This window comes from Cellulophaga baltica 18, assembly GCF_000468615.2.
Lineage (GTDB): Bacteria > Bacteroidota > Bacteroidia > Flavobacteriales > Flavobacteriaceae > Cellulophaga > Cellulophaga baltica.
On record NZ_CP009976.1, the window covers coordinates 3,380,969 to 3,406,306 of the forward strand.

Annotated in this window: 26 protein-coding genes and 1 pseudogene; 3 read left to right on the forward strand and 24 right to left on the reverse strand. The window is 33.1% G+C overall.

Features of this window, described 5'->3' with window-relative positions; translation table 11 throughout:
• Nucleotides 1–195: 195 nt before the first annotated feature.
• From M666_RS14480 to M666_RS20555, 22 genes and pseudogenes are all read right to left on the reverse strand, one after another.
• On the reverse strand, nt 196–996 hold the full coding sequence (locus M666_RS14480) for a hypothetical protein (RefSeq protein WP_029446435.1): 801 nt from the start codon (nt 994–996) through the stop codon (nt 196–198).
• Nucleotides 997–1,006: 10 nt separating this feature from the next.
• Nucleotides 1,007–1,666, reverse strand: a complete 660-nt coding sequence (locus M666_RS14485; protein WP_029446436.1) for a hypothetical protein — start codon at nt 1,664–1,666, stop codon at nt 1,007–1,009.
• Nucleotides 1,667–1,736: 70 nt separating this feature from the next.
• A complete protein-coding gene (locus M666_RS14490) occupies nt 1,737–2,897 on the reverse strand; it encodes a YHYH protein (protein WP_029446437.1) in 1,161 nt (386 codons plus the stop codon).
• Nucleotides 2,898–3,074: 177 nt separating this feature from the next.
• Complete coding sequence (locus M666_RS14495; RefSeq protein ID WP_029446438.1) at nt 3,075–3,722, reverse strand: alpha/beta hydrolase; 648 nt, start codon at nt 3,720–3,722, stop codon at nt 3,075–3,077.
• Between the two features lie 42 nt (nt 3,723–3,764).
• Complete coding sequence (locus tag M666_RS14500) at nt 3,765–4,163, reverse strand: VOC family protein (protein ID WP_029446439.1); 399 nt, start codon at nt 4,161–4,163, stop codon at nt 3,765–3,767.
• 161 nt (nt 4,164–4,324) lie between these two features.
• A complete protein-coding gene (locus tag M666_RS14505; protein WP_029446440.1) occupies nt 4,325–5,506 on the reverse strand; it encodes a hypothetical protein in 1,182 nt (393 codons plus the stop codon).
• Nucleotides 5,507–6,061: 555 nt separating this feature from the next.
• Complete coding sequence (locus M666_RS14510) at nt 6,062–6,637, reverse strand: Crp/Fnr family transcriptional regulator (protein WP_029446441.1); 576 nt, start codon at nt 6,635–6,637, stop codon at nt 6,062–6,064.
• Nucleotides 6,638–7,300 (reverse strand): 3,4-dihydroxy-2-butanone-4-phosphate synthase, encoded by a 663-nt coding sequence (gene ribB, locus M666_RS14515; protein WP_029446442.1) that lies wholly within the window; start codon nt 7,298–7,300, stop codon nt 6,638–6,640.
• A gap of 370 nt (nt 7,301–7,670) precedes the next feature.
• Nucleotides 7,671–8,273 (reverse strand): RDD family protein, encoded by a 603-nt coding sequence (locus M666_RS14520; RefSeq protein ID WP_029446443.1) that lies wholly within the window; start codon nt 8,271–8,273, stop codon nt 7,671–7,673.
• Nucleotides 8,274–8,464: 191 nt separating this feature from the next.
• The gene (locus tag M666_RS20395; RefSeq protein ID WP_151198068.1) at nt 8,465–8,734 is read right to left on the reverse strand and encodes a COG3650 family protein; all 270 of its coding nucleotides are present in this window, start codon (nt 8,732–8,734) and stop codon (nt 8,465–8,467) included.
• An 802-nt stretch (nt 8,735–9,536) separates the two neighbouring features.
• Nucleotides 9,537–10,073, reverse strand: coding sequence for a GNAT family N-acetyltransferase (locus M666_RS14535; protein WP_029446446.1), 537 nt, complete (start codon nt 10,071–10,073; stop codon nt 9,537–9,539).
• 415 nt (nt 10,074–10,488) lie between these two features.
• Nucleotides 10,489–11,208, reverse strand: coding sequence for a DUF2071 domain-containing protein (locus M666_RS14540; RefSeq protein WP_029446447.1), 720 nt, complete (start codon nt 11,206–11,208; stop codon nt 10,489–10,491).
• Nucleotides 11,195–11,329: pseudogene (locus M666_RS20900) on the reverse strand (DUF6984 family protein); the annotation flags it as partial. The gene M666_RS14540 and the pseudogene M666_RS20900, both read right to left, overlap by 14 nt.
• Before the next feature lie 453 nt (nt 11,330–11,782).
• Nucleotides 11,783–12,649 (reverse strand): hypothetical protein, encoded by an 867-nt coding sequence (locus M666_RS14550; protein ID WP_029446449.1) that lies wholly within the window; start codon nt 12,647–12,649, stop codon nt 11,783–11,785.
• A 247-nt stretch (nt 12,650–12,896) separates the two neighbouring features.
• A complete protein-coding gene (locus tag M666_RS14560) occupies nt 12,897–13,184 on the reverse strand; it encodes a type II toxin-antitoxin system RelE/ParE family toxin (RefSeq protein ID WP_029446451.1) in 288 nt (95 codons plus the stop codon).
• Nucleotides 13,177–13,416 (reverse strand): ribbon-helix-helix domain-containing protein, encoded by a 240-nt coding sequence (locus M666_RS14565; protein WP_029446452.1) that lies wholly within the window; start codon nt 13,414–13,416, stop codon nt 13,177–13,179. Before M666_RS14565 ends, M666_RS14560 begins: the two co-directional genes overlap by 8 nt.
• A gap of 266 nt (nt 13,417–13,682) precedes the next feature.
• On the reverse strand, nt 13,683–14,360 hold the full coding sequence (locus M666_RS14570; protein WP_029446453.1) for a hypothetical protein: 678 nt from the start codon (nt 14,358–14,360) through the stop codon (nt 13,683–13,685).
• Between the two features lie 333 nt (nt 14,361–14,693).
• Entirely contained in the window at nt 14,694–15,227 is a 534-nt protein-coding gene (locus M666_RS14575; protein ID WP_029446454.1) for a YcxB family protein, read from the reverse strand.
• 432 nt (nt 15,228–15,659) lie between these two features.
• Nucleotides 15,660–16,181, reverse strand: a complete 522-nt coding sequence (locus M666_RS14580; protein WP_029446455.1) for a hypothetical protein — start codon at nt 16,179–16,181, stop codon at nt 15,660–15,662.
• Between the two features lie 240 nt (nt 16,182–16,421).
• Entirely contained in the window at nt 16,422–16,802 is a 381-nt protein-coding gene (locus M666_RS14585) for a hypothetical protein (RefSeq protein WP_029446456.1), read from the reverse strand.
• Nucleotides 16,789–17,016: a hypothetical protein gene (locus M666_RS14590; RefSeq protein WP_029446457.1), complete on the reverse strand. Its 228-nt coding sequence runs from the start codon at nt 17,014–17,016 to the stop codon at nt 16,789–16,791. The genes M666_RS14585 and M666_RS14590 overlap by 14 nt, the downstream gene beginning before the upstream one ends.
• Nucleotides 17,017–17,277: 261 nt before the next feature.
• Nucleotides 17,278–17,421 carry a hypothetical protein gene (locus M666_RS20555; RefSeq protein ID WP_193353725.1) on the reverse strand — a complete coding sequence of 48 codons (144 nt, stop codon included), beginning with the start codon at nt 17,419–17,421 and terminating at the stop codon, nt 17,278–17,280.
• Nucleotides 17,422–18,148: 727 nt separating this feature from the next.
• Here M666_RS20555 and dinB point away from each other — a divergent pair.
• From dinB to M666_RS14605, 3 genes are all read left to right on the forward strand, one after another.
• A complete protein-coding gene (gene dinB, locus M666_RS14595) occupies nt 18,149–19,366 on the forward strand; it encodes a DNA polymerase IV (RefSeq protein WP_029446458.1) in 1,218 nt (405 codons plus the stop codon).
• 1 nt (nt 19,367) lies between these two features.
• On the forward strand, nt 19,368–22,355 hold the full coding sequence (locus M666_RS14600) for a DNA polymerase III subunit alpha (protein ID WP_029446459.1): 2,988 nt from the start codon (nt 19,368–19,370) through the stop codon (nt 22,353–22,355).
• Nucleotides 22,356–22,520: 165 nt separating this feature from the next.
• Complete coding sequence (locus M666_RS14605) at nt 22,521–22,970, forward strand: ferritin-like domain-containing protein (RefSeq protein WP_029446460.1); 450 nt, start codon at nt 22,521–22,523, stop codon at nt 22,968–22,970.
• 108 nt (nt 22,971–23,078) lie between these two features.
• On the opposite strand, the gene M666_RS14610 is transcribed toward M666_RS14605, so the two are convergent.
• On the reverse strand, nt 23,079–23,816 hold the full coding sequence (locus M666_RS14610; protein ID WP_029446461.1) for a DUF3891 family protein: 738 nt from the start codon (nt 23,814–23,816) through the stop codon (nt 23,079–23,081).
• Nucleotides 23,817–23,932: 116 nt separating this feature from the next.
• Nucleotides 23,933–25,336 carry an exonuclease domain-containing protein gene (locus M666_RS14615; protein ID WP_029446462.1) on the reverse strand — a complete coding sequence of 468 codons (1,404 nt, stop codon included), beginning with the start codon at nt 25,334–25,336 and terminating at the stop codon, nt 23,933–23,935.
• Between the last annotated feature and the right edge of the window lie 2 nt (nt 25,337–25,338).

A 25,338-nucleotide genomic window follows, 5' to 3' on the forward strand; every position in this document is an offset into this window, starting at 1 on the left:
TTTATTTTTTTCTGATAATAGTTTTTCGTAACCACGTACCCCATAATTAATCCCACAATTAAACTAAACAAAATGATTTACATAAATTTGTTTTTTTTTATAATTAGATGGGTTTAAAAATTTTCTTTAAGTTGTTTTTATAATTCTACGCAGGATAAAATAGATGCCCTTGATAGCTTAATATCAGGTATTTCCTTACTTTAATTGTATATGAATATGATCATCATGTCTTACTGCTCTACAGCCATGATACCGTATTTTTTTATGCTTTAAATCCATTCGGGTTTTTAAATGGGGTTCTATAAATAGTTTTCCTAAGGTTTCATTTTTAAGTATTGCTTGTATGAACTGTTTTGTGCCTTTTTCAGAGAATACAAGAGGAGCATTGATACTGCCTAAAGTCAGGTATTTTGGATAGTCGTATTGAAAATAACCGTTGTTCAAACAGTTCTCTACTTGGTTGAATTCTTCAGGTTTAGGAGCGACAAAATCTCCATAGCCGCTCACTGATTTTTTCTGGTTTACAATAGAGCCCTCGGGAGTTTCGTACACCAAACTTAGATCAATTTTTTTGCCATCATTATGACTTAAATGGGGGAGGAGAGGAAATTTATTTAGAAAGGGAAAATTGGCATCTAAATAGCTAATTTCAATTGGAGTATCTGCTAATGCTGTAGCTGTTTGAAGCAAAAGTTTATTGAGTTCAGGAACTACATAATTTCTATTGAGCAATACAGTCATATAGTTGGTAGGGCGTATTTTTTCTGAATGTACTATTTTTTCACGTCCAAAAAGTGGCGCAATTATAGGAACCAGAAACAGCGTAGCCATTAAGTATAGCCCTAAAAAAATAGTTACCGTTTTAAATTTTACCGGTATACGCCATTTCTTTGATATAATAAGGCTAAATATATAAATAAGGCCTCCAATTTGAGTGATAACCGTCAGAAGGGTAAAGAGTATAATTTGCAGTGTAATAATAAAGAAATGCTTCAATAGGAATTTTTTAAGGTGTAGTGGCTACAGGTTGTACAATTCTAGTTTTAGGTTCACTACTTTGATCCAAATACAAAGAATGAATCGTATAGTGTTGGCCCTCAAAATCTCCCATCCGAATATAGGAAAGTACAAGCCCTTTTTCTAGAATTTTATGGTAGGAACAATCATCTAGCCATAAGAGTTTTATCGGTTTTCCTTCATACTCAGTATTGATCATTTCGTAATCGTCTTCTCCCTCTCTATATCTAGTGATCGTATCTGTTCCGGAGTAAAACGTGCCATATTTGTACAATTGGCATTTTTCTACATCAGCTTTTATTTGAACAGGTTTTATGCTTTGGTAGGGAATAAAGGGGTCATTATTCTTGTACCAAGCATTTCTAGCTATACCTTCAAAGCCCCCAGGATTAACGTAATTAATTAGTGCAGCAAGTCCAAAGCCTATCAATCCAAAATTAAGCAAATACATTTGGTCTTCAGTTACTAAAAGGTAACAGCCAACATAAAGCGCCAAGGCACAAATAATAATACCTCCCAGCATATAATTGTCTTCTTCTTGAAAAAAAACAATGTTAACTCCCATTAGAAAAACTGCAAAAAATAAAAATCCTAATAAAAAAACAGCTACTTTTTTTAATAACGAGATATAAGATGTAAACTTTTTCATGGTAGATACTCCGTGTTCTATATTTTAAGACTTTTACTAGTTATGCGCAACATAGTTTAGCATCCTTTATTTACTCCTGTACTTGCGTGTATCCAGGTAGGCCGTGTAAGCACTTAATAATTTGATTATCTCCTACGGCACCAGCATGGTAATGATAGCCTCTTACCGCATCAGAATGCCCACCACATTCATCAAGGTCCGCTGCTAGATGATCATTTTTATCTTTTAAGGCATAGATACCAAAGCCATCAATAGCATAACCAACAATTGGGGCATGTACGTCTGGTTGCTCAATCTCTTTTGTGCCTCCAGTAACCGCGTGGTAATGATAGCCTCCATGCGGATTTACATGCCCTCCATGATCATCTAAAGGAGCAATGGTATGTGCGGCTAGTATAGCATGAGTGGGTGCTGGTGGATCAAAATTTACACCATTAAAAGCAATTCCTATTCCTGTTCTTCCTAAGTTTTGTGATGTATTTAAATATACTGGTTTTACGGGAATGAAAAATGTCGTCACCTGATCTTTAAAATATTCTGGCAAACATTCTACACAGTAATTGTTATATGCTTCTTCCACATCAGGCTTTGCCGCAGCTAAACAAGCTTTTTCCGTTTCTGTATATTTTACCGTACCATCTTCTCGGTATAACTTCCACTTATCATCACTATAAAATTCATCAAGTTGGGCTATAAAATGCCCAGAGACATCGTATACCTTATCATCTTTGAACCATAGTCCTCCTTTTTCCATTCCGTCTTCTATATGACGGGGACACCAAGGTCCCATTTGGTGTTCTGTAGCTTGAGAATGAGTTTTTATCACATAGCACAGCGTTTCTATTCCGGATAAGGTTATTTTTTCTTGAGTGATGTCACCAATAATATTATCTTGAATAAAATACTCCGTATTGATGGCCAAGGTTTTTATAGTCGTATTAATTTCACTCTTATCTATAATTTGCTCCTCTTCATGTTTTGGTCTTGGGGCAGCCGTTAATTCGGTTTCACTTAAAAATCCATCTTGATTGGTATCAATAGCATCAAAATCATCTGCTAACGGACCGTTAACTTCAGCTCTAGATAGTTTTCCATCTTTATCTGCATCAAATTCTGAGAATATTTGACTCAGTGATGGCCTGCCATCTTCGGTATTCGTGAGGTCTTTCTTTTTTTTAGAATTGCAAGAAATTAATAACGATACTAGGAGTATAACAGAAAGGTTTCTCATGGGAAGAATTTAAAATTCGTTTTGACTATGATATGGTAACATAGCTATAGTTTTCATTAGGTGATCGTTGTAATCTTACTTTATGGTAATCATATTAAATATAGGGGATTTATTTTAAAGAAAGGCGTGCACTACTATAGAATATAGCATGAAGTGGTTTATGCCGTATTATGGAAATTATTTAAATGGATAAGTTTTGAGCGCTTTGTTTATGATATGGCTTATTTCTTTAGCGCGATCTACAATCATAAAGTGTTCACCATTTTCAATTAAAATAGTATTGGTTCCTTTCGGAGGGAGTAATTTATCTTTTGTTCCACCAATTTTAATCAAATTAGGAATTTTTGTTTCGTTATTCCAATTTAACAATTCTAGAATTGCCCACTTGGTAAACGTTAAATCGGTATCGTCAATAATAGCGTCTAGGAGCTCTATATTATCGGTACCAAACATGTAATGAGCTATAACTTTTGGAGGTTTAAATAAGCGTTCTGGTATTTGTGTTAGTAATTTTGATTTGCCTATCAGCTTTAAGAAGCCATTTAATTCATTTTTTGTTTCCAAGGAGGAAATAAGTAGGGTGAATTTAGGGGTGGTTAGTTGGCTAATTTCTGTAGCAATGAGACCACCAAAGCTTACGCCTAAAATACCAAAGTCACGAGTTGCTCCTATTTTGTAGGTAGTTATTAGCCTTTGGGCATAGGCTGTGATAGCTTCATTCCTTTTTGGAGTTAACCATAAAATAGGAATTAATTCATAGTCAAGCGTTAAAGCATTGAAAACTCGTTCATCTGCTCCAAGTCCGCTAAGCGCATATATTTTCATTTTTTTGCTGAATGTCCGTTAAGAATTAGAGCTTGGTGTTTTCTAGTGTCCATGCTCTTTTTTGAATGCTGAAATTTGTGCCTCAAACATTTTACGGTCTTTAAAAGCACATAAATTACCATCGGGATCATGAAACTTAGCAATAGTGCCCCATGAATGTTCTTGATAATCTACCACAATATCTTTTGCTATCAATTTTTCTGCAAGCGCGCTTACATTGGGCACATTCATGCGCAAACAGGTCTTAGTACGTTCTTCTGCCGTTTTTTGACCATCTTGGGCAGTGTCTAATTCAACCATTAAATAAGATTCTCCAAATTCAAAACATGTCAACGCTGTGGTTTCAAATAGTTTGGTTAGCTCTAGTATTTCTTCGTAAAAAACAACACACTCTTTATAGGCAACAGTGTATAATATAATTCCTGTTCGGTCAAATTCCATTTCGTTTATTCTTGTAATTAGTTAAATTTCAATTTCTAATTTCCCATGGTATTCTGCCAACCACGAGGAAAAATAAAAACTTCATTTTCTGTTCTATTTTTCAATAATACCCATAGTACTGATTTTATAAAATCGTATAAGCTACTCATAATATGAAGCTATTACTGGATAGAATCTGCTACCATTGGTTTCTTAAAGCTTATTATTTCTGCAGATGATTGAATGTAGGTGTCAATATCTTTCAATTTGAGTTCATAAACTACAAGGTAATCATTATCAACCATGGCGGGATGAAACAATCGAGTTTTGGTGCCGGTGGCCCAATCATTTATCGTGTAATAATTATCGATTATAGAGGCACGACTGTCGTCAAGTATTCCAATGCTATTTAAAACAGTGGTATAGTCATTCAACCACGCAACTTTAAAGATTTCATTTTGTTGCGAGATATATAAAATATCCAGGCTCTCCACTAATAATAATACATCTTCTTCTATATCCTTCATTAATTCGCCACTATGAAAATATCCCTCATTGTCATTGGTTAAAAAATTGTCCATTCTTATCACGTCTTTAGTATTCAAGTGATTGTTATATAAAATCTGGAGCGTATCTAAGGAGTAGGTAGTCAATTGTTTAGTATCAAACAATAACTTATTAATGCCTTCAATACTTGGTTTTTTTTGTAGCGTTGCAGCTGTAGGTAGATAATAATATGTATTTAGTAAGTCACTAAGTTCAACATCTTCCGCCCAGTTTGTTAAAGTAGCTTCAATATATTTGGAATCCCATAAGAGCTCAAATGAGATGTCTCTTTTTGATAAAATGGAATCCAATTTTCCTTTTTGGGCTATTATTTTATTATTACTACTTAGGCTGTAAAAGAGCTCAACCTCATTTTTATCTTGTATTTTGAATATATCCAAACAGTCCATACAATTACCTGTTCCTGAAATAACTTCAAGAGTGTCTACAGTAGTGGGTATTAACCGTACTATTAATTCTTTGGGGTACTGATCAAAGGCGTAATATTCTTTTTCATTCTCTACTATATAGGGAATGTAAAGGTATCTATCTAAAGGTCTATAATTGCTATTTGGATAATACGCATGTAATACATAATCATTCATTAGATGTTTTATTGAATCTGTATCAATAGTAATGGTACTAACTAGTACTGTATCTATTTTTTTGTTTTCTAAAATGGAATCATTTAAGGTATTGGAACTTAATTCTATTTCCTCAATTTTATTTGCTTTAGAAACATCCCCAGTATTTCGGGAATTTTGTTTACAGGATAGCAGTAATAAAATAGCAGTAAACGGGAAAATAATATGTTTCATTTTTATTCTGATTAAAGTGCTGGTTCGTTGCTTATTGATGATGATCCAATTGTAATACAACGTATTTACTCATGATTTATGATCTGCTAGCATATCTAATATAGAAAAAAATAGGAATAAAAAAGTTGGTGAATTTTCCAAGTAAGTGAGAACAAGCCATTAGTTCCTGCGCTGCAGTCTGCTCTTTAAGTTTTTACTTTTCGTTAAATTTCAAATGCTAAATTCTCCTGGGATTTTGCCAACTATAAGGGAAATAGGGTCTTAGTTTTTTGCGGTTTTTTTCATGATAACTTCAACTCTTTTTTTTTATTTCCTGGAGTGGCTAATAGATAGAACTCATCTACTGTTATATGGTATTCGTTGCAAACGAGGGCTAGCCGGCGTCATTTAAAACCATCTGTAAAACCGCAGAAATAATAAAAAAGATTGAGAATATTAAAGTAGAACTGGTTTATAAAGTCATGAGCTTGGAAAGCAATAAAGAAACGATTACAGGAAAATCTTTCTATAGTCTAATTTTTTAAAATTTGATACTATTGCTTCTACATTTTAAAATCAAACTTTGGATTTTATCCTACTCAAAGTTTCTTGGGATATATTGATGTATGAGGCTACTATTTTATTCGGTAGACGCTTTACAATATTTGGATTTATTTGGAATAGCTGTTTATACCTTTCGGAGGCATCTAGCGTCGTAAATGAGATGAGCCTCTTTGAATTATTTACATAGGCTTTTTCCAAATAGCGGGTATAAAATTCTCTCCATTTGGGAATGCTACGCATCAAATGTCTAAAATCATCATGAGTAATGTATAGCAGCTCGCTGTCTTCTATTACCTGAATAGTTTCCTGTGCAGGTTCATTAGAGATAAAACTAACCAGTTCTGTAGCAAACTGATTTTCAAAAGCAATATACCGGGTAATATCCTTACCTTCTTCATCGATGTAATAGAGCCTCAAGCAGCCTTTTTTTACGAAATAACTAACCTGACTATTTTTGCCATTGGACAGTAAGATGTCGTTTTTACTTTTCTTTATTGTTTTAAAATAAGGTAAGACAATTTTTAATTCTTCTGCTTCAATCTCAATATTCTTTTTTATAAAATTTGTGAGTTCTGTATATTTTGCCATCTAGTTATAGTCTCTTACAAATTTACGATAATGAATAATATCCTGAATAGACAGGATCTTTAGATTATACTCATATGCAAATTGTGTAATAGTAGCGGTGTTGGCCATGGTGCCATCATCATTCATTAGTTCACACAGTACAGCTTCTGGTTTTAAGCCTGCTAGTTTCATTAAATCTATACTACCTTCCGTGTGGCCTTCTCTTTCTAGAACCCCCTTGTCTTTAGCTCTTAAAGGAAAAATATGTCCTGGTTTTGATAAATCATTACTTCCCGCATTATCAGCACTAGCCACTTGGATAGTTTTTAACCTGTCTTTGGCCGAAACGCCTGTTGTTATCCCTTCTTTTGCTTCTATAGAAATAGTAAATGGGGTTTGAAAACTACTCGTGTTAGTCTTAACCATATAGGGAAGCTTAAGGAGGTCTGCTTTTTTATTGGTGAGACACAGGCAAACAATACCACTACACTTTCTAATCATAAGTGCCATATCTGCAGTGGTCATATGATGAGCTGAGAAGATTAAATCGCCCTCATTTTCTCTGTTTTTATCATCAGTTAAAATAAGTCCATTTCCGTTTTTAAGATGTGTTAAGGCTTGTTCTACTTTTAATTGACACTCATTATCAACCCTTTTTAATGTTGCTACTGCTGTAAGTTCCATTATTGTTATTTTATAATTTCAGGGGCAAAACTACTAGTGTCTTTCCTAAAATTATTTGATGTAAGTCAATAAATTTAATTTTTAAAGAAATACGATAACGTGTATATTTTGGTGCATTTTAGGTATGGAAGAAGCTAAAGTTTTGTGTGTTAGGTTTAAAGAAAATGGTGCTTAGAAATTGGCTATTAGTCTGGCTATTGTTTGTTTGATATACCTTAAAAAGTAGGGAGAGTTTAATGATAAAGGCAGAGGCAAGAAATACATTTACAATAGTCACTGTATCAAATACATTTTACTGGAGTGGGATTTTGAATAAGAAAATTAATAGGGTTGCAATGATTAATCCGGTTTTAATAGTGTAATTCGTGTTTTATTTTTTTAATTCAGTTACTATTTTATCATGGTCTTTATTCCAAATCGTGTAAGTAAAAGTTCTTTTATTATGAAAAAACATTTCATCCTCCAAGATCGTTGCACTTGATAACATATAAAAAACGATACTGAAAAGTTGAAGTATATTCTTTATGAATGAAGTCAACAAGGAAGGGTTTTCTCCATAATCGTCAATCACTCTCATTCCGAGTATATACTTTCCAAAAGTTTTGCCTAATAACGATTCTAATATGGGGTTTATAAGAAGTAATGCTAAAAATGCTAATAGGAATGGAGACGGACTTTTTCCAATTAAAATAGTGTTAATCAGGTAAAACAAGCTCAAATAGCACCCGTAGTCCAATATTTTTGCCAATAGTCTCAACCAAAATTCATCTAAATTAGGGTTTAAGGGGAATTCATATTCAAAATTTTCTCCTCGACGTGTAATCTTCTTATAAGTTTTACAATTAGAAATCCTTTTTGTCTTTTTCTTTTGTAATTCTATTTTGATAACAAACTCAGATAAATAATACAGCATAAAATAAGCAAGTAGCAGTGCTCCAAAAGCTATTATTTCAAATGTAAAACTGTTCATCATAATTACATACAAGGTTAAAAAGAGGTAAAGATAGGGCAGGAGCTAAGCACTATCGGTTCTGTTATGTACTTACTTCTTAATGCCTATTGGCACACAAAATATAGATGGTTAATTCTTTTTTATCTATAAAATTAATTGATAGGTCTTAATTCCTGAGCTTTTATGGATTAGAAATTTTGTTCTAAGATCTTTTAATTGCAATCTATATCCGAGATGCTTCTTGCTTCTACAATAGTTTTTACTTCATATGTGCTCTTGTAATCCGCGGCAAAGCCATCTTCTGATTTTCCTTTATCAATAACTTCAATTCTTACAAATATTGGAGTGTAGGGTTTTTTATTTTTTGTCAAATAGAAGTATAAGTCATACAGTTCATCTTCCGCCAAAATCCAAAATTCATTAGTATCTCCACAAGGAGAAAAACTACTAAGCTCATGTCCTAATGTTAACCTTCCTTTCATAATATGTTTTATAGTATCAGATGGGAATTGGTCTTTTTTAGAGTAAACTAGAAGATCTGTGTTTAATGCTGAATTCTGTTCTATTATTTTTTTAGTTGTAAAATTTTCAACACTATTTTTTTGTTTCTCCTTGCAAGAAGTTAGACATAAATTGATTATCAATAGAACTACTAACAGTTTAGATATACCTTTTAATATCATGAAATTTTCTTATAATTAGTATTTCTTGTAAATCACTTACAATTAGAATCTTAAGTGTATTTCCGAATAAAGAAAACATTTTGTTTATTCCCAGGAACGAAGCAAAGGTTTTCTGGCGGACCAAATCTAAAACATTTCTACATTATAAAAACAAACGAAGTAATGAATAATAGGCGAAGCTCTTATTTTTCATGGGTTCAATGTGTTTGTTTAGACAGCTTAGTAATCCAAACTATAAGTTTTTACTTAGAAACTGCTTTTCAAGTCGCAGCAGTATTTATACTTTATTTTATGCTCATGCTGATAAAATAGGAGGTATTCAACTTTATCTCTCCTAGCAAACTTCCTTAATATAGTTCCATTAGGTTCGCTTCTATAATTTAAGCCTAATTCTGCAATTACAAATTTGAACTTTTTTGAATTTTGAGGTACCGTGGTTGTCTGTTTATTTAAAAGCTTTTTGGGATTTTCATGCTTCCAACTTAAAAATAGAATTGTGGTGGATATTAAAAGTAGTTTATACATATACTATTCTTAAATTTAGTGATTTGGTTAGGTTATTATTGGTGCAAGAGTTTAGCGTATTAGTTCAAAACTCTTACTATTTACGGTCTTCTTTAGCTTCATTCGAAGAAAATAAATAAGAAAATACATGAAATTCTGCCGTATTAAAGTTGAAACTGCTCACTTTTTTAAGACCCATTTTTTCATGAGCTCGCAATGAAGATTCATTATCACTTTTGATAAATAGAATTCCTTCACGATTTGGTGCTCGATATAAAAGTTCATTAAACATCATTTGCGCTAATCCTTTTCCGCGTTGTGATTGGCTCACGCAAACAGGACCATAAATGTATGAGTTGGTATTAGTTGCAGTGTACGATGAAAACATGGTATCTACAATAGGAACCTGCCTTTTTCTATGTACAGCCTGTGATGTTGTGAGAAGAAAACCTACAATTTCGTCATTTATATAAGCTACAATCTGTGGCATATCCATCATCATTTCTTCAATTTGACTGCGACTCAATTCGGCAGACAATGTTCCTCCTTGAGATATTTGATTTTCGGATTGAAGTTTTAAAATTCCTTCTAAGTCCATTGCGTTTGCTACTTTAATATCAATGTTTTCCGCCATAGAATCACATTTTTAGTGTATTTAGAATTTTATTTTATAGTAAAACTAGGAGTTTTGTTTCAGTTGAAGCCTATATTGTAGCAATTTAATTAAGAGTGATTAGAGCGCAAGAAATGTTATGGTTTGGCCTTAGTCTACCCGTGATGCTAAAGTTTTGAAGCTATTTTGATTTGCAAATATGTGGGCCTAATAAAATCTAGCGGGAATATAAGCCGACTAATACTTTTCATAGCGTTTCAAATATTTATTCATTTCTTTTTTTGGTATAAACGACTCCCAGTAATCTTAGCAGACGTAGATCGCAAGCTGATCATTTTGATCTGAGCACATAGCAAACCCAAAAAATCTTGCGGATTTTATAAATATTCACAGATCTTTCGGTTTAGTACAAATGCCCTATGTTTTTTATAACGTGTTAGGTGCAGATTTTAATTTTCTCCAATCCTATCCATTCATGTTCAATGTCTTTCATCAAGAGTGCATTGTCAAATTTTACAGAACCTTTTGGGAAAATATCTTCATTCTCAAAAAAGCTCGATTTTACAAAGTCAACATTTAAAAGCGATACTTTCCAATTATAAGCTTTTAATTTAAGACCATCATGATTATTCTTGTTAGGGGAATATCCAATAGAACCATTTTCAAAGAAATCAGATACACACTGAAGGTTTTTAAATATACTTTCATCATTCCAAGTGGTAGTTTTACTTGCTTTAATTGATAGAGAAGTTTTGTCAGCGCTTACAAATTTAACCTCATAATTACCATCACTCTCATTTACTGTAAAATCTGCTAAGTGATGAATTCCAGGAAATACAGTTCCACCAGCTAAAGAATTTAGTTTTGATGAAGTATCTCTTCTTGGAATATAAACTCCTTCTTTTTGCACTCCATTTTCAGTCCATTCTACCGCGATCCTATGTGCTCCATTTTCAGAGGAAATACCAATTTGTTTTGGGTAACCTTTCGGTCTAATTTCTTTTAATCTGATTAGGCAAATTCCAGCAATTCCTTTTCCGTTCACTAATTTAGGTTTAAAAGGTTTTGGTAAATAGTTTTCCAAAACTTCTTTATCAACTTGGTAATTGATTAAAATTCTTCGGTCTATTATTCCTTTTATTCTAGGTATTTTCATTGTTGGGAGATTTAAGGTTCAAGTTTTCAAAAGTTGGAAAAGAGATTAACGGATCAAAGTCAACTTTCCAAAAGTCTAATTCAATAAGCTTTTCATTATTGTCACAAGTTAATTCGATAGCAACTAGAACTCCGTATGTTTAGTCACGGTAAATCCGTTAGAATTTTTCGACGTACGACTAATTTAATTCATTCGAGGGATACCTGCGAGGGAATTACATAGTAATTAATTATAGACGGCTTAAGTTTGATTCTTTTTAATTTGTAGATTTAATTAGAATCAATAAAGGAAAAAAATAGGATTACTTTATACGGTATAGTTTTAAATTTTAGTAACATTTATAATTGGCTCTCTTAGACTATTTAAAGAGTCCTTTACCATTGCAAAATCTACCAGACCAAATGATGAAACTTACGTTTATGTATTGCCTAAACAAAAAGAAGATAGATAGAATAAAAAAGCTCAAAGAGTCAGATTTTAGGTTCTATGAGCCTAGAATTGGATTGTTTCACATTAAGGAAGAATTTGCTTGTTTTTACCTCAGTTTTTTGTTGTGGGTATGTTATTTTTTGATTTAATTATTATATATTCCTTTTCCGATAAAGTTTTTAAATTTTTGAGGGTTTCCATTATCATCACCTGTAAGTAAATAATAAAATAAACCACAATCTGAAATGTCAGCATGTCCCAAACTATGTGCTTGTATGCGTGTATACATCCATCTAATGTTTTTATCCTTGTGGTCTCTCATCCAGTACCAAACTGAAAAGTCATCCATTGAATGCCATAAATTTTCAGGATTTTTTTTATCATTCTGATCTTGAATTTTTTTATACTTAATACGATTGCCACATAATTCTTGTACATCATTCCAAGTATGGTGATTATCTCTTCGAATTTCATCCTCATTGAAATTACTATGAGATAAAAGATAGACATGATTAAGTGCTTCAATATTTCCTTGAGCAATTACCTCTTCTATTACCTGATATAAAAATTCCGATAAGCCTGCATGTAAAAAGTATAATGGATCTTTGGCAGTTGATTTGCCCATCTCTGTTGCTAAATTTACTTTTGCTTCTTTTAGTTGAGTCGTAACATCAAAAAACACATCTTTTTCAAAATTCCATCTTTCAATACATCCATCAGCACTAATTTTTAATTGATTTTCATTGTCAGGACCAGCAGGAGCATCAATGAAATTATTGTAGGAACAATGTACTAGTTTATCTTGCAATTCTAATTTAGCCATTATTGCGCAAGAAGCTACTAAAGCTCCCCAATCATCAGGGTCTCCTGTAGGCCACTTGTACAGATTATCTGGGGCACTATTACCGTCAAAACTAACTGCAATCCTATTGTTCGTGTAGTTCAATTCTTGTGAGTATAATTTAAAAACACCTATCAAACTAATTATTAATATCGTTACTTTTTTAACCATATTCTTAAAATAATTTTTTGTTGGTAATTACCCACAACGTTATGGCTGTGGCAATTAGGGAAGGCAAAGAAACTTTTCGCTTCCGTCTGGTCTGCGAGCCAAATCTTATTGTTTTGTTTTAATTCTTCTTGTCTAATGCTAAATCCATAAGATTTAGCGACTTTATAAATATACATAGACCTTTTTTCTTAGCCTAGAGTTCGTATTCTCTTTAGGCCTTGTGGGCAAAAGTATTTTTACAAACAGTTTATAATATATTTTTCAAATCCTGTTTTCCGACAATCACCATTATTTCAACAGTATCATCATTTATTCGATAGTATATGCTGTCTGACCCACAAACACATCTTCGATATCCATTTTTAATAAAATCTACTGATTCGAACGAATATGGTCTTTGTGCAATTATGTCAAAATACTTAAAAAATGAATCAAAATATTTGTCGGCTTGACTCATTCCGAACTTTTTAACTCCGTAATGATGAATTCGTATAAGGTCATCTTTTGCGGAATTACTTAATCTATAGTTAGCCATTAAGAGTGGCTTTAGACTGCTTTAGTATTTCAGATTTGATATCACTTGTAAATCCACTATTTTCTGCTTTATCTAGTTTAAACTTAATCCAATCAATTTGTACTTGCTGGCTTCTTGCCTGTCTAATTAAATCATTCACCAGCTCGCTTTTACTTGAGTATTCCTGATTGTCTACTTGTGTCTTTAACCACTCATCATTAGGTTGTGTGAAAGATATGCTTTGTCTAGCCATAAGAAATATGTTTTGATGCTAATTTACACCGAAAACGAACCAAATACAAATTTTTGTGACATTGTAGCCAAACGGTTGAACTAAGCGTAGTGCGGGAAGTAAGAAAACTTTTCGTTTCCGTCTACACACGAAGCCAAATCTTATTGTTTTGCTTTTTCTTTTTTTGTCCAAAGTTAAATCCATAAGATTTTGCGACTTTATAAGTATACACAAACCTTTAGATTAAGCCCGAAACCCTTATTTTTTATAGGTTTTGTTGTACACAGTTATTTTCTCCTAGAGTACTTGGTCATATCCACATTCCCAGACTTATATTGACCATTAGCTATCCGTTTATTTAGTTCTTTTATTGAATTGTCAAATTCCTCCGAATTTTCAAAAGTTGAACTTATATATGGTCCTGTTTCAATACCACTCGGGCCAGTCCAGCCATTTTTAATCTTTGAATAAAGCACCAGTCCAATTTTAAACCACAAAGTATTTAAATCTTTATCTACTTGATCTGTTAATGTAAATCTAGGTGAGATTTTAGTGTGTTTTTTTGGAATAGGATATCTACCCCAATATGGAATAGCATCAGATAAAATTGATAATAGCTTTCTTTCTTTTTTGTTGAAGGAAATGGACTCAATTTTACTAATAAGAACCTCTAGATTGTGGTTTGAACTTATTTCTGGTGATAATTTTCCATTGGACACATAAGAGTTGTTTTCTGATATCAAAAGACCTTTCAGAATATTTTCAATGGAGAATCCATAATTTAAAAAATAGCCTCTTTCAAGCCTAAACGTCTTTTCATTTTCTGGATATCTGTTAATTTCAAAACTTGAATTGGAATAGATTAGTTCAGCAATTTCTTTTAATTCTTCAGAATAATCTAACCAGGCAATGGGAGCTGAATCAACATCAAAGGGATATTCTTTATTATCTTCAAATTTCCCCATAAAAATGTTTTAATTACTTACAACGCCTGAGCTATGAAAAGTAAGGGAGTAAACTAGCGTTTACTTTCCGCCACGCACATAGCAAAGTCTTTTTGTTTTGTTTTTTCTTTTCCTTGTTTAAAGCAAAATCCAAAAGATTTTGCGGACATCATAAAAATACACAAACCTTTCGATAAAGCCCGAAACCCTTATTTTTTATAGGTTTTGTTGGCAACAGTTTTTCTCCGTCCGAGTTGGAAGTCAATTCGCAACAGTTACGTTAGAATAGATTCCATTTGCATAAACTTGCTCAAAAGTCCATTAACCTTTATTGAAAACGGTTCTTTTACTCAATTAATTCCATTCCCAATTCAAATGTTCAATTATTGGGATATTCAACGCTTCCAATTTCTCCTTAAGTTGGTCTAAATTTTTAAGTCCTTTTTTTGAAATAATGAAAGATGACCCGTTAGACAGCTTTATAAAAAAATTATTTGGAATCTCGTTTACACATTCAATTTCAGATAATTTTGTTTTCCCTTGTCCAGTTTTATCTTCGGTTATGAGATAGTCGGATGTAAATTCCATTGTCTCTTTTTCTCCAATTCTTTTTGAATAACTGTTTTTAATAATTTTTGATTGATGTTTTATCATTCGAGATTTATAAAATTTATTAAAAAACAGAACAGACAAAATGGCCAAGACGCCAAATAAAATAGCTAACTCAATATTATCGGAATTATATAAATTCAGACCGAAATATATGAAGAAACCGGCAAGAACAAATTTGCCAATCCTTTCTATTTTTTTTGCGTTTTTATTATCAGAAATTGAGAATAAATGATATTCTAAAAAGTCTTTTTCGTCAAGTATAAATTCTAATTTCATTGTTTAGTTTAAATTGTTGCCAACGTTTTTATATATAGTTTTTTGCGTGGTTAAGCACGTAATTTAGGAAATAAAAACCGAATAGAAAATCCGCGAGGATTTTCGTAAGTAGGCTAGAACTAGCAATAAATTATACACGGCTTAAGTTTGATTCTCAGTAAACTGTTGCTATAACTAGAAAGAACAAAAGAGAGAATTTAGATTACTTTATACGGTAAAGTTTTAAATTTTAGTAACATTTATAATTGGCTCTCTTAGACTATTTAAAGAGTCCTTATCATTGCAAAATCTACCAGATCAAATGATGAAACTTACGTTTCTGTATTGCCTAGATAAATACAATAAAAAAGGTCAAAGAACCTGTCTAAAATCTATGAGCATAGAATAATCATTTCTCAGATTAAATAAGAATTTGTTTTTTTCTGCTTTATATTATTTACTCTTCCTCTGTTTATAAGTATTATAATCAATATTTTTAGATTTGGAATAAACTGCTATTATCCATTTTCCATACTTACTCAATTCAAAATTTACTTCATCTCCAATCTTAGTATTGTAAAAACTACTTTCTGAAACATCTAAACTTGAAAAATAAGGGTTTTCTTCAAACTCAATACAATCAGAACCATTAGGTAATTCAAAATCTTTATATCCCTCTGTTTTTTTAGAAATAATTAGAGTAATTGCTATTTTTTTCTGTAGTTCAAGGTCTTTTCGAATAGGATTAAAAAAAAATATGTTTATGGCTTTTTTTAGTTGATATATTGTTGAGATGACTGGAAGAAGTAAAATTAAATATTTATAATATCCCAATTCTTTAAATTGAAAATTAAAAAATATTAAAATTAGTAAATGAAATATAACTCCAAACAATGAACTATTTGCTTCTTTAGAATAGGCGTCAGAAACCTTTTGAGCATCTTCTTGAGACATATCGCTTTCAAAAATTTTCATATTTTTATTTTGCTATTATACATTCGCTTAAATAAAATCTTGGCTGAAACTCCATCTGTAAATAACGCACAACCTTAAGTATGTAGTAAGTATAGCAGAAAATTAGCAATTATTTTAGGTTTAGGCCTAAGTTTGGTTTTTTTTAATAGTTAATTTATTTACTGAAAATTAAATATAAAACGGTTTAGGGTATTACCTAAACCGCAATTATATGTATGTCAGTAATGTTTATCAGATTAATCAATTTGTTGTAAAATGGTTTTTCACAAAAGCTATTTGTTCATTATCCGTAATGTTATCTGATGAAACTATATCAATTTTTATATCTTTAAAATGTAAATCTTTATGTAAGAAATTACGTAACTCTACTTTTGCGTTGGTGGGTCCAAACAACAGTACATGATTATATTTCAAAATTTGGGAGCTAATGTTCTCATAAAATTTTTCATTCATTTGTTGTCTTTTATTATGCATAAGACTTTCGCTACGAACTAAAGCATCTTCCTTGATTTCTGAAGTAAATTTTGATACAATTGAATGACATTCATTTTTAGAATTTAAATCAATCAAATTAGCAACTGAATGATCCATCCAGATACCTAAATTATTATTTGTTTTCATTATCTTGAAGTTTAGTATTTTGTGAATAATTATTTAAGATTTCATTTAGAGAATCTAAATATGCTTTCAGTGCAACAGAACTAACTTCCTCATCACTCACAAAAATGGGTTCTCTTGGTATTTCATCTATGTATTTTACTAGTTCTGGATATTCTTCTTGGATTTTTATGGTTGTCAATCGGATTTTGTCATTAAGATTATTTCGAGATTTCATTTTTAAATTCTTAAAAATTAAAAAAAACCTTTATTATAAAGATATTTTTATTAGATGCTAAAGAGTGTTACCCATCTATAGCGTATTGATTCAACTTTTTTCTTAAAACTTTTTCAGCAAGATTAAAATAGGCCTGAGACACTATTTTCTTTTGTGCTGATTCTAGAAGACCTTTTAATATAGCCTATAAATTTCTAGCTGTTTTTTTTGAGGTTTTTAATTCCCTTTATTTTTTATTACAACTTTTGTTTTCAATAATTTTTATTTTTCATTTTGTTGTTTTCTAATGGTTGGTTCATCAATCTTATATTCCTTATTTAATTGGTTGACATTACCAGTCGGGTTTGTAGGATGCGTTTGTATTTTTGTTATTTTAAATTTCAATCTATCTTTAAATATTCCCATTTTTTTATATTTTAATTGCTTAGTAGCATAGTAGGGCTTTAATACTTAAACATTGCCAATACTGTCTTAAAACAATATTCTGAAATAGATGTAAGTAACCTTTAATTTTTAGTTAGTTATATATATTTATTTAAAGAATAAATTTAATTTAGAATTTTCTTGATATTATGAAATTTGGCTATTTAGTAATATGTATTTTATTAACAAAGGCGATTTTTCGTTACATCTAAGAGTGAACATTTAGAATAACTAAGTTTTATTTTAACAAAAAGAAGAAGTGTTATACGCTAAGTTCAGCGTTTATTAGAACAATAAAGCTATGAGGAAGGTTTATGATTGTAGAACAGCAACAATCAAGTAGATTAGAAAACCTGCTAAAATAGCAGCAAATTGAAATGAGCCCGATTTGGTTTTGCTTTCAATTATAAATTCTTTTATTTTTTTGAATATCATACTTTAAATATAGCAATTTATTTTGAGTATGGAAACCTAGTTGCTTATTTATGAGGTCTCTAAACAGGTAATGCCGTTAGAGAATGTATCTGTTTCTGATACGCCTAAAGTACTCTTGTTTGGCTATTTTATGTCTATCGGTTACTGCGCTGCACGCGCTCCGCTTTAAATGTACTACAAGTTGCCTTGTTAATAACAATAGTGTTAAACTTCCTCTTGGCATGTGAAAAATATTTAATTTTGGAAATATTCCATAATAATGGAATTTATCCTAATGAAAACAGAATCAATACTACATTTAGATTTAGACACGTTTTTTGTGTCTTGTGAGCGCTTAACCGACTCCAAACTACTTAAGCGACCCTTACTCGTTGGGGGTATTGGAGACCGTGGGGTAGTGGCTGCTTGTAGTTATGAAACCAGGAAATTTGGTGTGCATTCAGGAATGTCAATGAAATTGGCTAGGCAGTTGTGTCCTGAAGCAACGGTTATTAAAGGAGATTCTAGTACCTACACCAAACACTCCCAATTAGTAACAGAGATTATAAAAGAACGTGTGCCTGTTTTTGAAAAAGCGAGTATTGATGAGTTCTATGCTGATTTAACAGGAATGGATCAGTTTTTTGGTACCTATAAGTTTGCTACAGAATTAAGAAATACCATTATCAAAGAAACGGGATTACCTATTTCATTTGGATTGTCTTCTAATAAAATAGTATCAAAAGTCGCTACGGGTGAAGCAAAACCCAATAATCAAATGCGGGTAGATACAGGCCTAGAGAAACAATTTCTGGCGCCTTTGTCTATTCAGAAAATACCATCGGTAGGAACAAAAACCTATCAGACACTTCGCAACTTAGGTATTACCAAAGTACATATTGTTCAAGAAATGCCTTTAGAAATGATGGTGAGTGCCTTGGGGAAACATGGGCAAACCATTTGGAGACGTGCCAATGGTATTGATAGGCCTCCGCTAATTCCGTTTCACGAGCGTAAATCTATTTCAACAGAACGTACCTTTACAAAAGATACCACCAATATGGTACAATTACGGACCACAATTACTGCTATGGCAGAGAATTTGGCGTATCAATTGCGAAGGGCAGATAAGTTAACCGCTTGTATTGCGGTGAGAGTACGGTACTCAGATTTTCAGACCTATTCCAAACAAATTAAAATACCCTATACCAGTGCAGATCATATTTTAATTCCTAAAATAGTTGAATTGTTTGAGCGCCTTTATGAGCGTCGGTTATTAATTCGCTTGGTAGGCGTAAAGTTTAGTGATATTGTTACGGGAAATTATCAGATTAATCTTTTTGATGATACCGAAGAGATGCTCAGTTTATACAATGCTATGGATCATATCCGGAAGAAGTATGGAGAAAAAAGCATTATGCGCGCTACTTCTATGGGAGCAAAAACTATTGGTAGGTTTCACAATCCATTTAGCGGAGAACCCCCTATCGTATTAGCCCACCGAAAACAATAATATGTACCTCAATTGCCATTCATACTACTCCTTACGATTTGGCACCTTTTCAGAAGTAGAACTTTTGAGGATGGGGCAGGCAAATCATATCCCTACACTAGCTTTAACTGATATTAATAATACCTCTGCCTGTATGAATTTTGTTAGAAAATCTAAGGAATTTGGTATTAAACCTATTATTGGAATCGATTTTAGAAATGGTGCAGAGCAGCTATATGTGGGTATTGCTAAAAATAATGAAGGGTTTAGAGAACTCAATGAGTTTATGTCTCTTCACTCCCATAAAAGTATCAAACTACCTGCCATAGCCCCAAAATTTGAACATGCATATATTATTTATCCTTTTGAAAATGTGTTACAGTTAGAGAAGGTAGATTTTGAAGCACATGAATACATCGGTATTTCTGTAGAAAATTTAAGGCGGTTACCTTTTTCAAAATACAAATCCTACACCGATAAATTAGTCATCCAACAACCGGTTACCTTCCGCAATAAGCGCGATTTTAATGCACACCGTTTGCTACGTGCTATTGCCAACAACACCTTATTAAGTAAACTACAGCAAACAGAAGAGGGGCGTTTGTCTGAACAAATGCTCCCCAATGATAAACTTTTAGAAGCCTTTCAAGAGTTTCCGCATTTGGTAGTGAATACTAAGAATTTAATGGCCCAATGCGAGGTAAACTTTGGATTCGGAGAAAATAGGGTCTCTCAAAACCAACAGGTATTTGGCAGCTCAAAAGAAGAAGATTTTAACCTCTTGCAACAACTCTGTGAAGATGGCTTACCTAAACGATATCCTACCCGTACCGATGCCGTAAGTAAGCGTCTGGCGGTGGAGTTGGAGACCATTAAGAAAATGGATTTTGTGTCTTACTTTCTAATCAATCATGATATTGTTAAGTATGCCAATTCTAAAGGCTATTTGCATGTGGGGCGGGGTAGTGGTGCCAATAGTATTGTCGCTTATATTATAGGAATTACAGATGTAGACCCTATTGAATTGGATTTGTATTTTGAACGCTTCATCAACCCATACCGAGTTTCTCCACCAGATTTTGATATCGATTTTAGTTGGAAAGATCGGGAAGATGTCACTGCCTATATCTTCCGTCGGTTTAAAAATACCGCTTTATTAGCCACCTATAATACTTTTAAATATAGAGCGGTAGTTCGGGAATTAGGAAAAGTATTCGGCCTTCCAAAAGAAGAAATAGACAAGCTCTGTAAAGGTCATTTTTCTAATAATGATTTGGATGATATGGCAAAACTGGTCTTAAAATATAGTGCACTGATAAAAGACTTTCCCAATTATTTAAGTGTGCATTCCGCCGGAATTCTAATACTAGACCAGCCTATTCATTATTATTCCGCTACAGATTTGCCCCCCAAAGGATTTCCAACGGTACAGTTTGATATGATTATAGCAGAAGATGCGGGTATTTTTAAGTTTGATATTCTAGGACAACGTGGTTTAGCCAAAATTAAAGAGGCTATGGAGATTATCAAAGAGAATAGGTCTGATGTGCCTGAGATAGATATCACCCAAATAGAAACATTTAAAAACGATGCTAATATCAATAACTTATTAAGCAGAGGAAAAGCTATTGGCGCCTATTATGTAGAATCTCCTGCCATGCGTGGTTTAATGTGTAAGCTAAAAGTCAATGATTATTTAGGTTTGGTGGCTGCCAGTTCTGTTATTCGCCCTGGAGTATCTAGTTCTGGAATGAAAAATGAATACATCCGCAGACATCGGGAGCCAGAGCGCAGAAAAGAGGCCAACGCCATTCTAGCGCAAATTATGCCCGAAACCTATGGTATTATGGTCTATCAAGAAGATGTATTAAAAGTCGCCAATCAGTTTGCGGGTTTAGATTTAGGAGAAGCAGATGTGTTACGCCGTGGCATGAGTGGTAAGTTTAGATCTAGAGCAGAATTTACCCGCGTAGAAGAGAAATTTAGGAGTAATTGTAAGGCAAAAGGCTATCCTGATGCATTAACTACGGAGGTATGGGATCAAATTGCCAGTTTTGCAGGTTACGCCTTCGCTAAAGGGCATTCTGCGTCTTATGCTGTTGAGAGTTACCAGAGCATGTATTTAAAATGCTACTATCCTTTAGAATTTATGGTGGCGGTACTAAATAATGGCGGTGGTTTTTATAGTACAGAACATTATATTCACGAAGCACGGATGTGGGGGGCTCAGATACATGCGCCTTGTATTAATCTAAGTGATCATCATAATACCATTAGGGGAGTCGCTATTTATTTGGGTTTTGGTTATTTAAAAAATCTAGAAAATTTGGTAGTACAACGGTTCTTAACAGAACGGCAATTGTACGGTACTTTCAAATCTTTAGATGATTTTATAGACCGTGTGGTAATAAGCATTGAGCAATTGGCAATCCTAATAAGAATAGGAGCTTTTAAATTTACAGGACTTGCAAAAAATGAACTGCATTGGCAAGGCATCTTTAAAATCAATGCCCTCAAGAAACGCTCTGGGAATCCGTCATTATTCAAACCAAAACACAAACAGTTTGAGCTTCCTAAATTAGAGCATAGTTGGGTAGAAGAAGCCTATGACCAAATAGAACTCTTGGGTTTTCCGTTGTATAGTTATTTTGATTTGATTTCAGAAGAAATTTTAAGTGACTCCAAAGCTAAGGATATGCAGTACCACCAGCATAAAGAACTACTGCTCTATGGCATTCTTGTCAACACTCGTTTTAATACCACTAAAAACAATAAAAATATGCGTCTGAGTACTTTTGTAGATCAAGAGGGCGATTATTTTGATGTGGTACATTTTGCCAATGTGGTAGATAAATACCCTATTCACGGTATGGGCGTGTATGCATGCTATGGAAAAGTAACCGAAGAATTTGGACACTGTAGTATAGCGGCCATTTGGACCAAAAAATTAGCATTTAAACAAGACCCCAGAGCTTCAGATACTCCAACGTTTGAAAGTTTGAAGAAATAGACGCTTCAAAATGAATAGCCAAACATTCATCGTACAAGCACTAATACCAACGCAACTCTTTTACGTTAATATCGCTTTTGATTGAAATAATTTTTTGTTTCCACAGCGGGTATCTTTAGGTTATCAATAACGGTACTATAGAAAGTACCACTTAAATTAAAAATTATGAATTCAGATATAAAAGAGATCGAAACTAAAATTAATTCGATAATCCAAAAAAATGAGGATGCTATAATGGGCTATGAAAAAGCAGCAGAAAATGCAAAGGGAATTGGACTTCAAAGCTATTTTAGCAATAAAGCATTGGAAAGAAAAAATTTCCTCATCAGTTTAAAATCTGCGGCACCTGCTCTTAATTTAAGAGAAGATATAGATGGTAGCGTTACTGGTGCCTTGCACCGCACTTGGATGGATATTAAAGCGGCATTCTCTAGTGATGATGATGAAGCTATGCTTGAAGAAGCCATTAGGGGAGACAAAGCTGCCATTGAAGAATATAATGAAGTATTATCAGATGTGCATTTACCCGTAGCCATCGCGACGCTTATTAGACAGCAAATAACATGGATTAAAGAAGATTTAGAAAAAATTAAATCTTTAGAAGATGTCATGTAATACAAGTCAGAAACAAAGAAAGCTCCTAAATTGGGAGCTTTTTTTATGCTTTTTTTTAGTCCGATTATTATTCCTGAATCAAATTGCGTATCGCTTCAAGTGTGCTTGTTAATTTGAATTTTTAAACCTTATTTTCTGTAGTTTTACAGCTGATGATTCCAAAACTTCTTTTAGTTCCTGGTTAGATTTAAAATTTACTTGATTCAGAATTTTATACTCAAAATCAAGCTCAAAGCTGTCATCTTCAAAAATCCAAGGAGTCACTTGGAAGGTGCCATCTGCATTCCGGTTGATGCTGTAAGTTTTGTTATTTATTGACGTGTTGATCTCCAATTTTCGTCCCGTTTCAGGAACCTCTTCTCCACAAATTATGAGTGATAGCCTATCACAAAAAAGCAGAATGCTATACAAATCATCTTCAGTTTTTTTATGGATGCCATATAGTTTTCGCAGTGTTTTACTTTTTTCAGCGCTATCTGCCAAGAACTGTTTCATTTCTTTGTTGGTATCATTTCCATACAGAAATTGTAAATGCCGAGCGATTAGTAAAGCAATCCACCCAGATTTTTGCTCAGATGCCGCGTATAACTTTTTGGCGTGTTTAATAGCATCTCTCTCGTAACCACCATCCATCATAAAATCTCTAGGCGTCCCTACGTTAGTCAAGTAATTGGTCGCATCAAAATCTACCATATGATCGTCATGATCGGTGATGGCCGTTAGCGTTTCTACCCAATGAGAATACCGCAATTCTTGTTTTAATTGATAGGCAAATTTGCCCGCCAATAACGCGTGCGTGTAATGCGAAATAATTTTCCATCCATCGGTATGGTGCCTAACAATCATAAGCCTTAAGTTTAAAGATAATTGTATTTGTTCAACCCTAAAGTTCCAATTATCCGGCCTCTTTTGTTGCGCTAATTCGCTAAATATTTAATGCATTCAACAATCTATAGGTAATTTCAATTAGTCTGTTTTTCGGAGTCTAAAGGTTTAATTTTATACGGATTACGTTTTCTATACGCTGAAATAATTTTAGCAGAATGGTATGAGTGTTCTTTAGCATCAATGACATGCAATAGGTCAGAAGTTCCTTGTATCAATTCATTTTTGTCTACAAACCCAAAGCCTTGGTACACTCCGTGTAATACCAAAACAACACCTTGTTCCTGGCTGTTCCGGCCTTTTTCAAATACTACGAAATTTTCATTCTCATTGTTTAGATGATCTAGTGCCTGTGCTACTCGGTCATTGTATGCTTCAAGAGCTTCTTCTTCCCTACAGATGCCTTTACAACTACTAAAAATCACGGTGCTACATTTTGTTTTTACACTTTGCACACCGGTATAGCTGGGGCACAATTCAAATTTTTCAGTAAGCTGGGAAAGTCGCTCAATAGCTAAAGATCGTTTTAAGAAAATTTCTGTAGGGGTATGTTGAAATGGTCTTCTCTCTACTTTTAATTGGAGAATTCCCTTCTTATTTCGGATGGGAACAATCATGTAAGTAATATGTTTTTTCTTCTGAATATAGTTATAATACGGGTCTAACTTGGCTATTAAATCTGCTTCTCGCAACAGGGCTAGTAACTCACTCCCCATAGGCTCAAAATCTATAAAATAAGTAGCAGTACATAACAGCAGTTCTTTTTCGGTTGTAGACGTAAAGTGACTTAAAACTCTCTTTTTTATGTCTTTAGCCTTTCCTACATAGATGACTTCTTTATCCTTATTTTGAAACTTATAAATTCCCGGAGTCTTAGGCAACCGATCCAATTGTACCTCGGTGATATGCTTAGGAATCCGGTATTTTAATTTTGGCTTATTAGGCTGAAGTAGTGCTGTTATTATTTCTTCATTTTCATCTAAGGCTAATAACCTCTGAAAAAGTGCACTCGTAGCTTCATTAGACTCTTCTAAAGAAGCTGCTGCATCATACGGAATCCCTAAAACACTAGACAGATAAGGTAATTCATAGGATGTCATATTCGGAATCAATTTCTTAGAGAGTCTCACGGTACATATTTGAGGCATCTCAAAAGCATAGCCTATATGCCGAAACTGGGTTTTCAAATGGTACTGCAAAAATGAAACATTATGCCCTACTAAAATACACCCTTGGAGTTCCCTCAGAAGGGTATCGGCAACTTCTGAAAAGCTTGGTGCATTTAACAATGCTTCATCTGTTAGTCCTGTTGCTTCTTGGAGGTATAAGGGGATACGCTCTTCAGGGTTAATAGACGTAGAAAGTACACACCTCCAATCTCTATCAATAAATTTATGAATGACGATACCTACGGATCTGAAATAGATAGGTTTGCGGCCATAATTAATCATAGAAATAACCGCGTAGTTTTTATTAGACATAA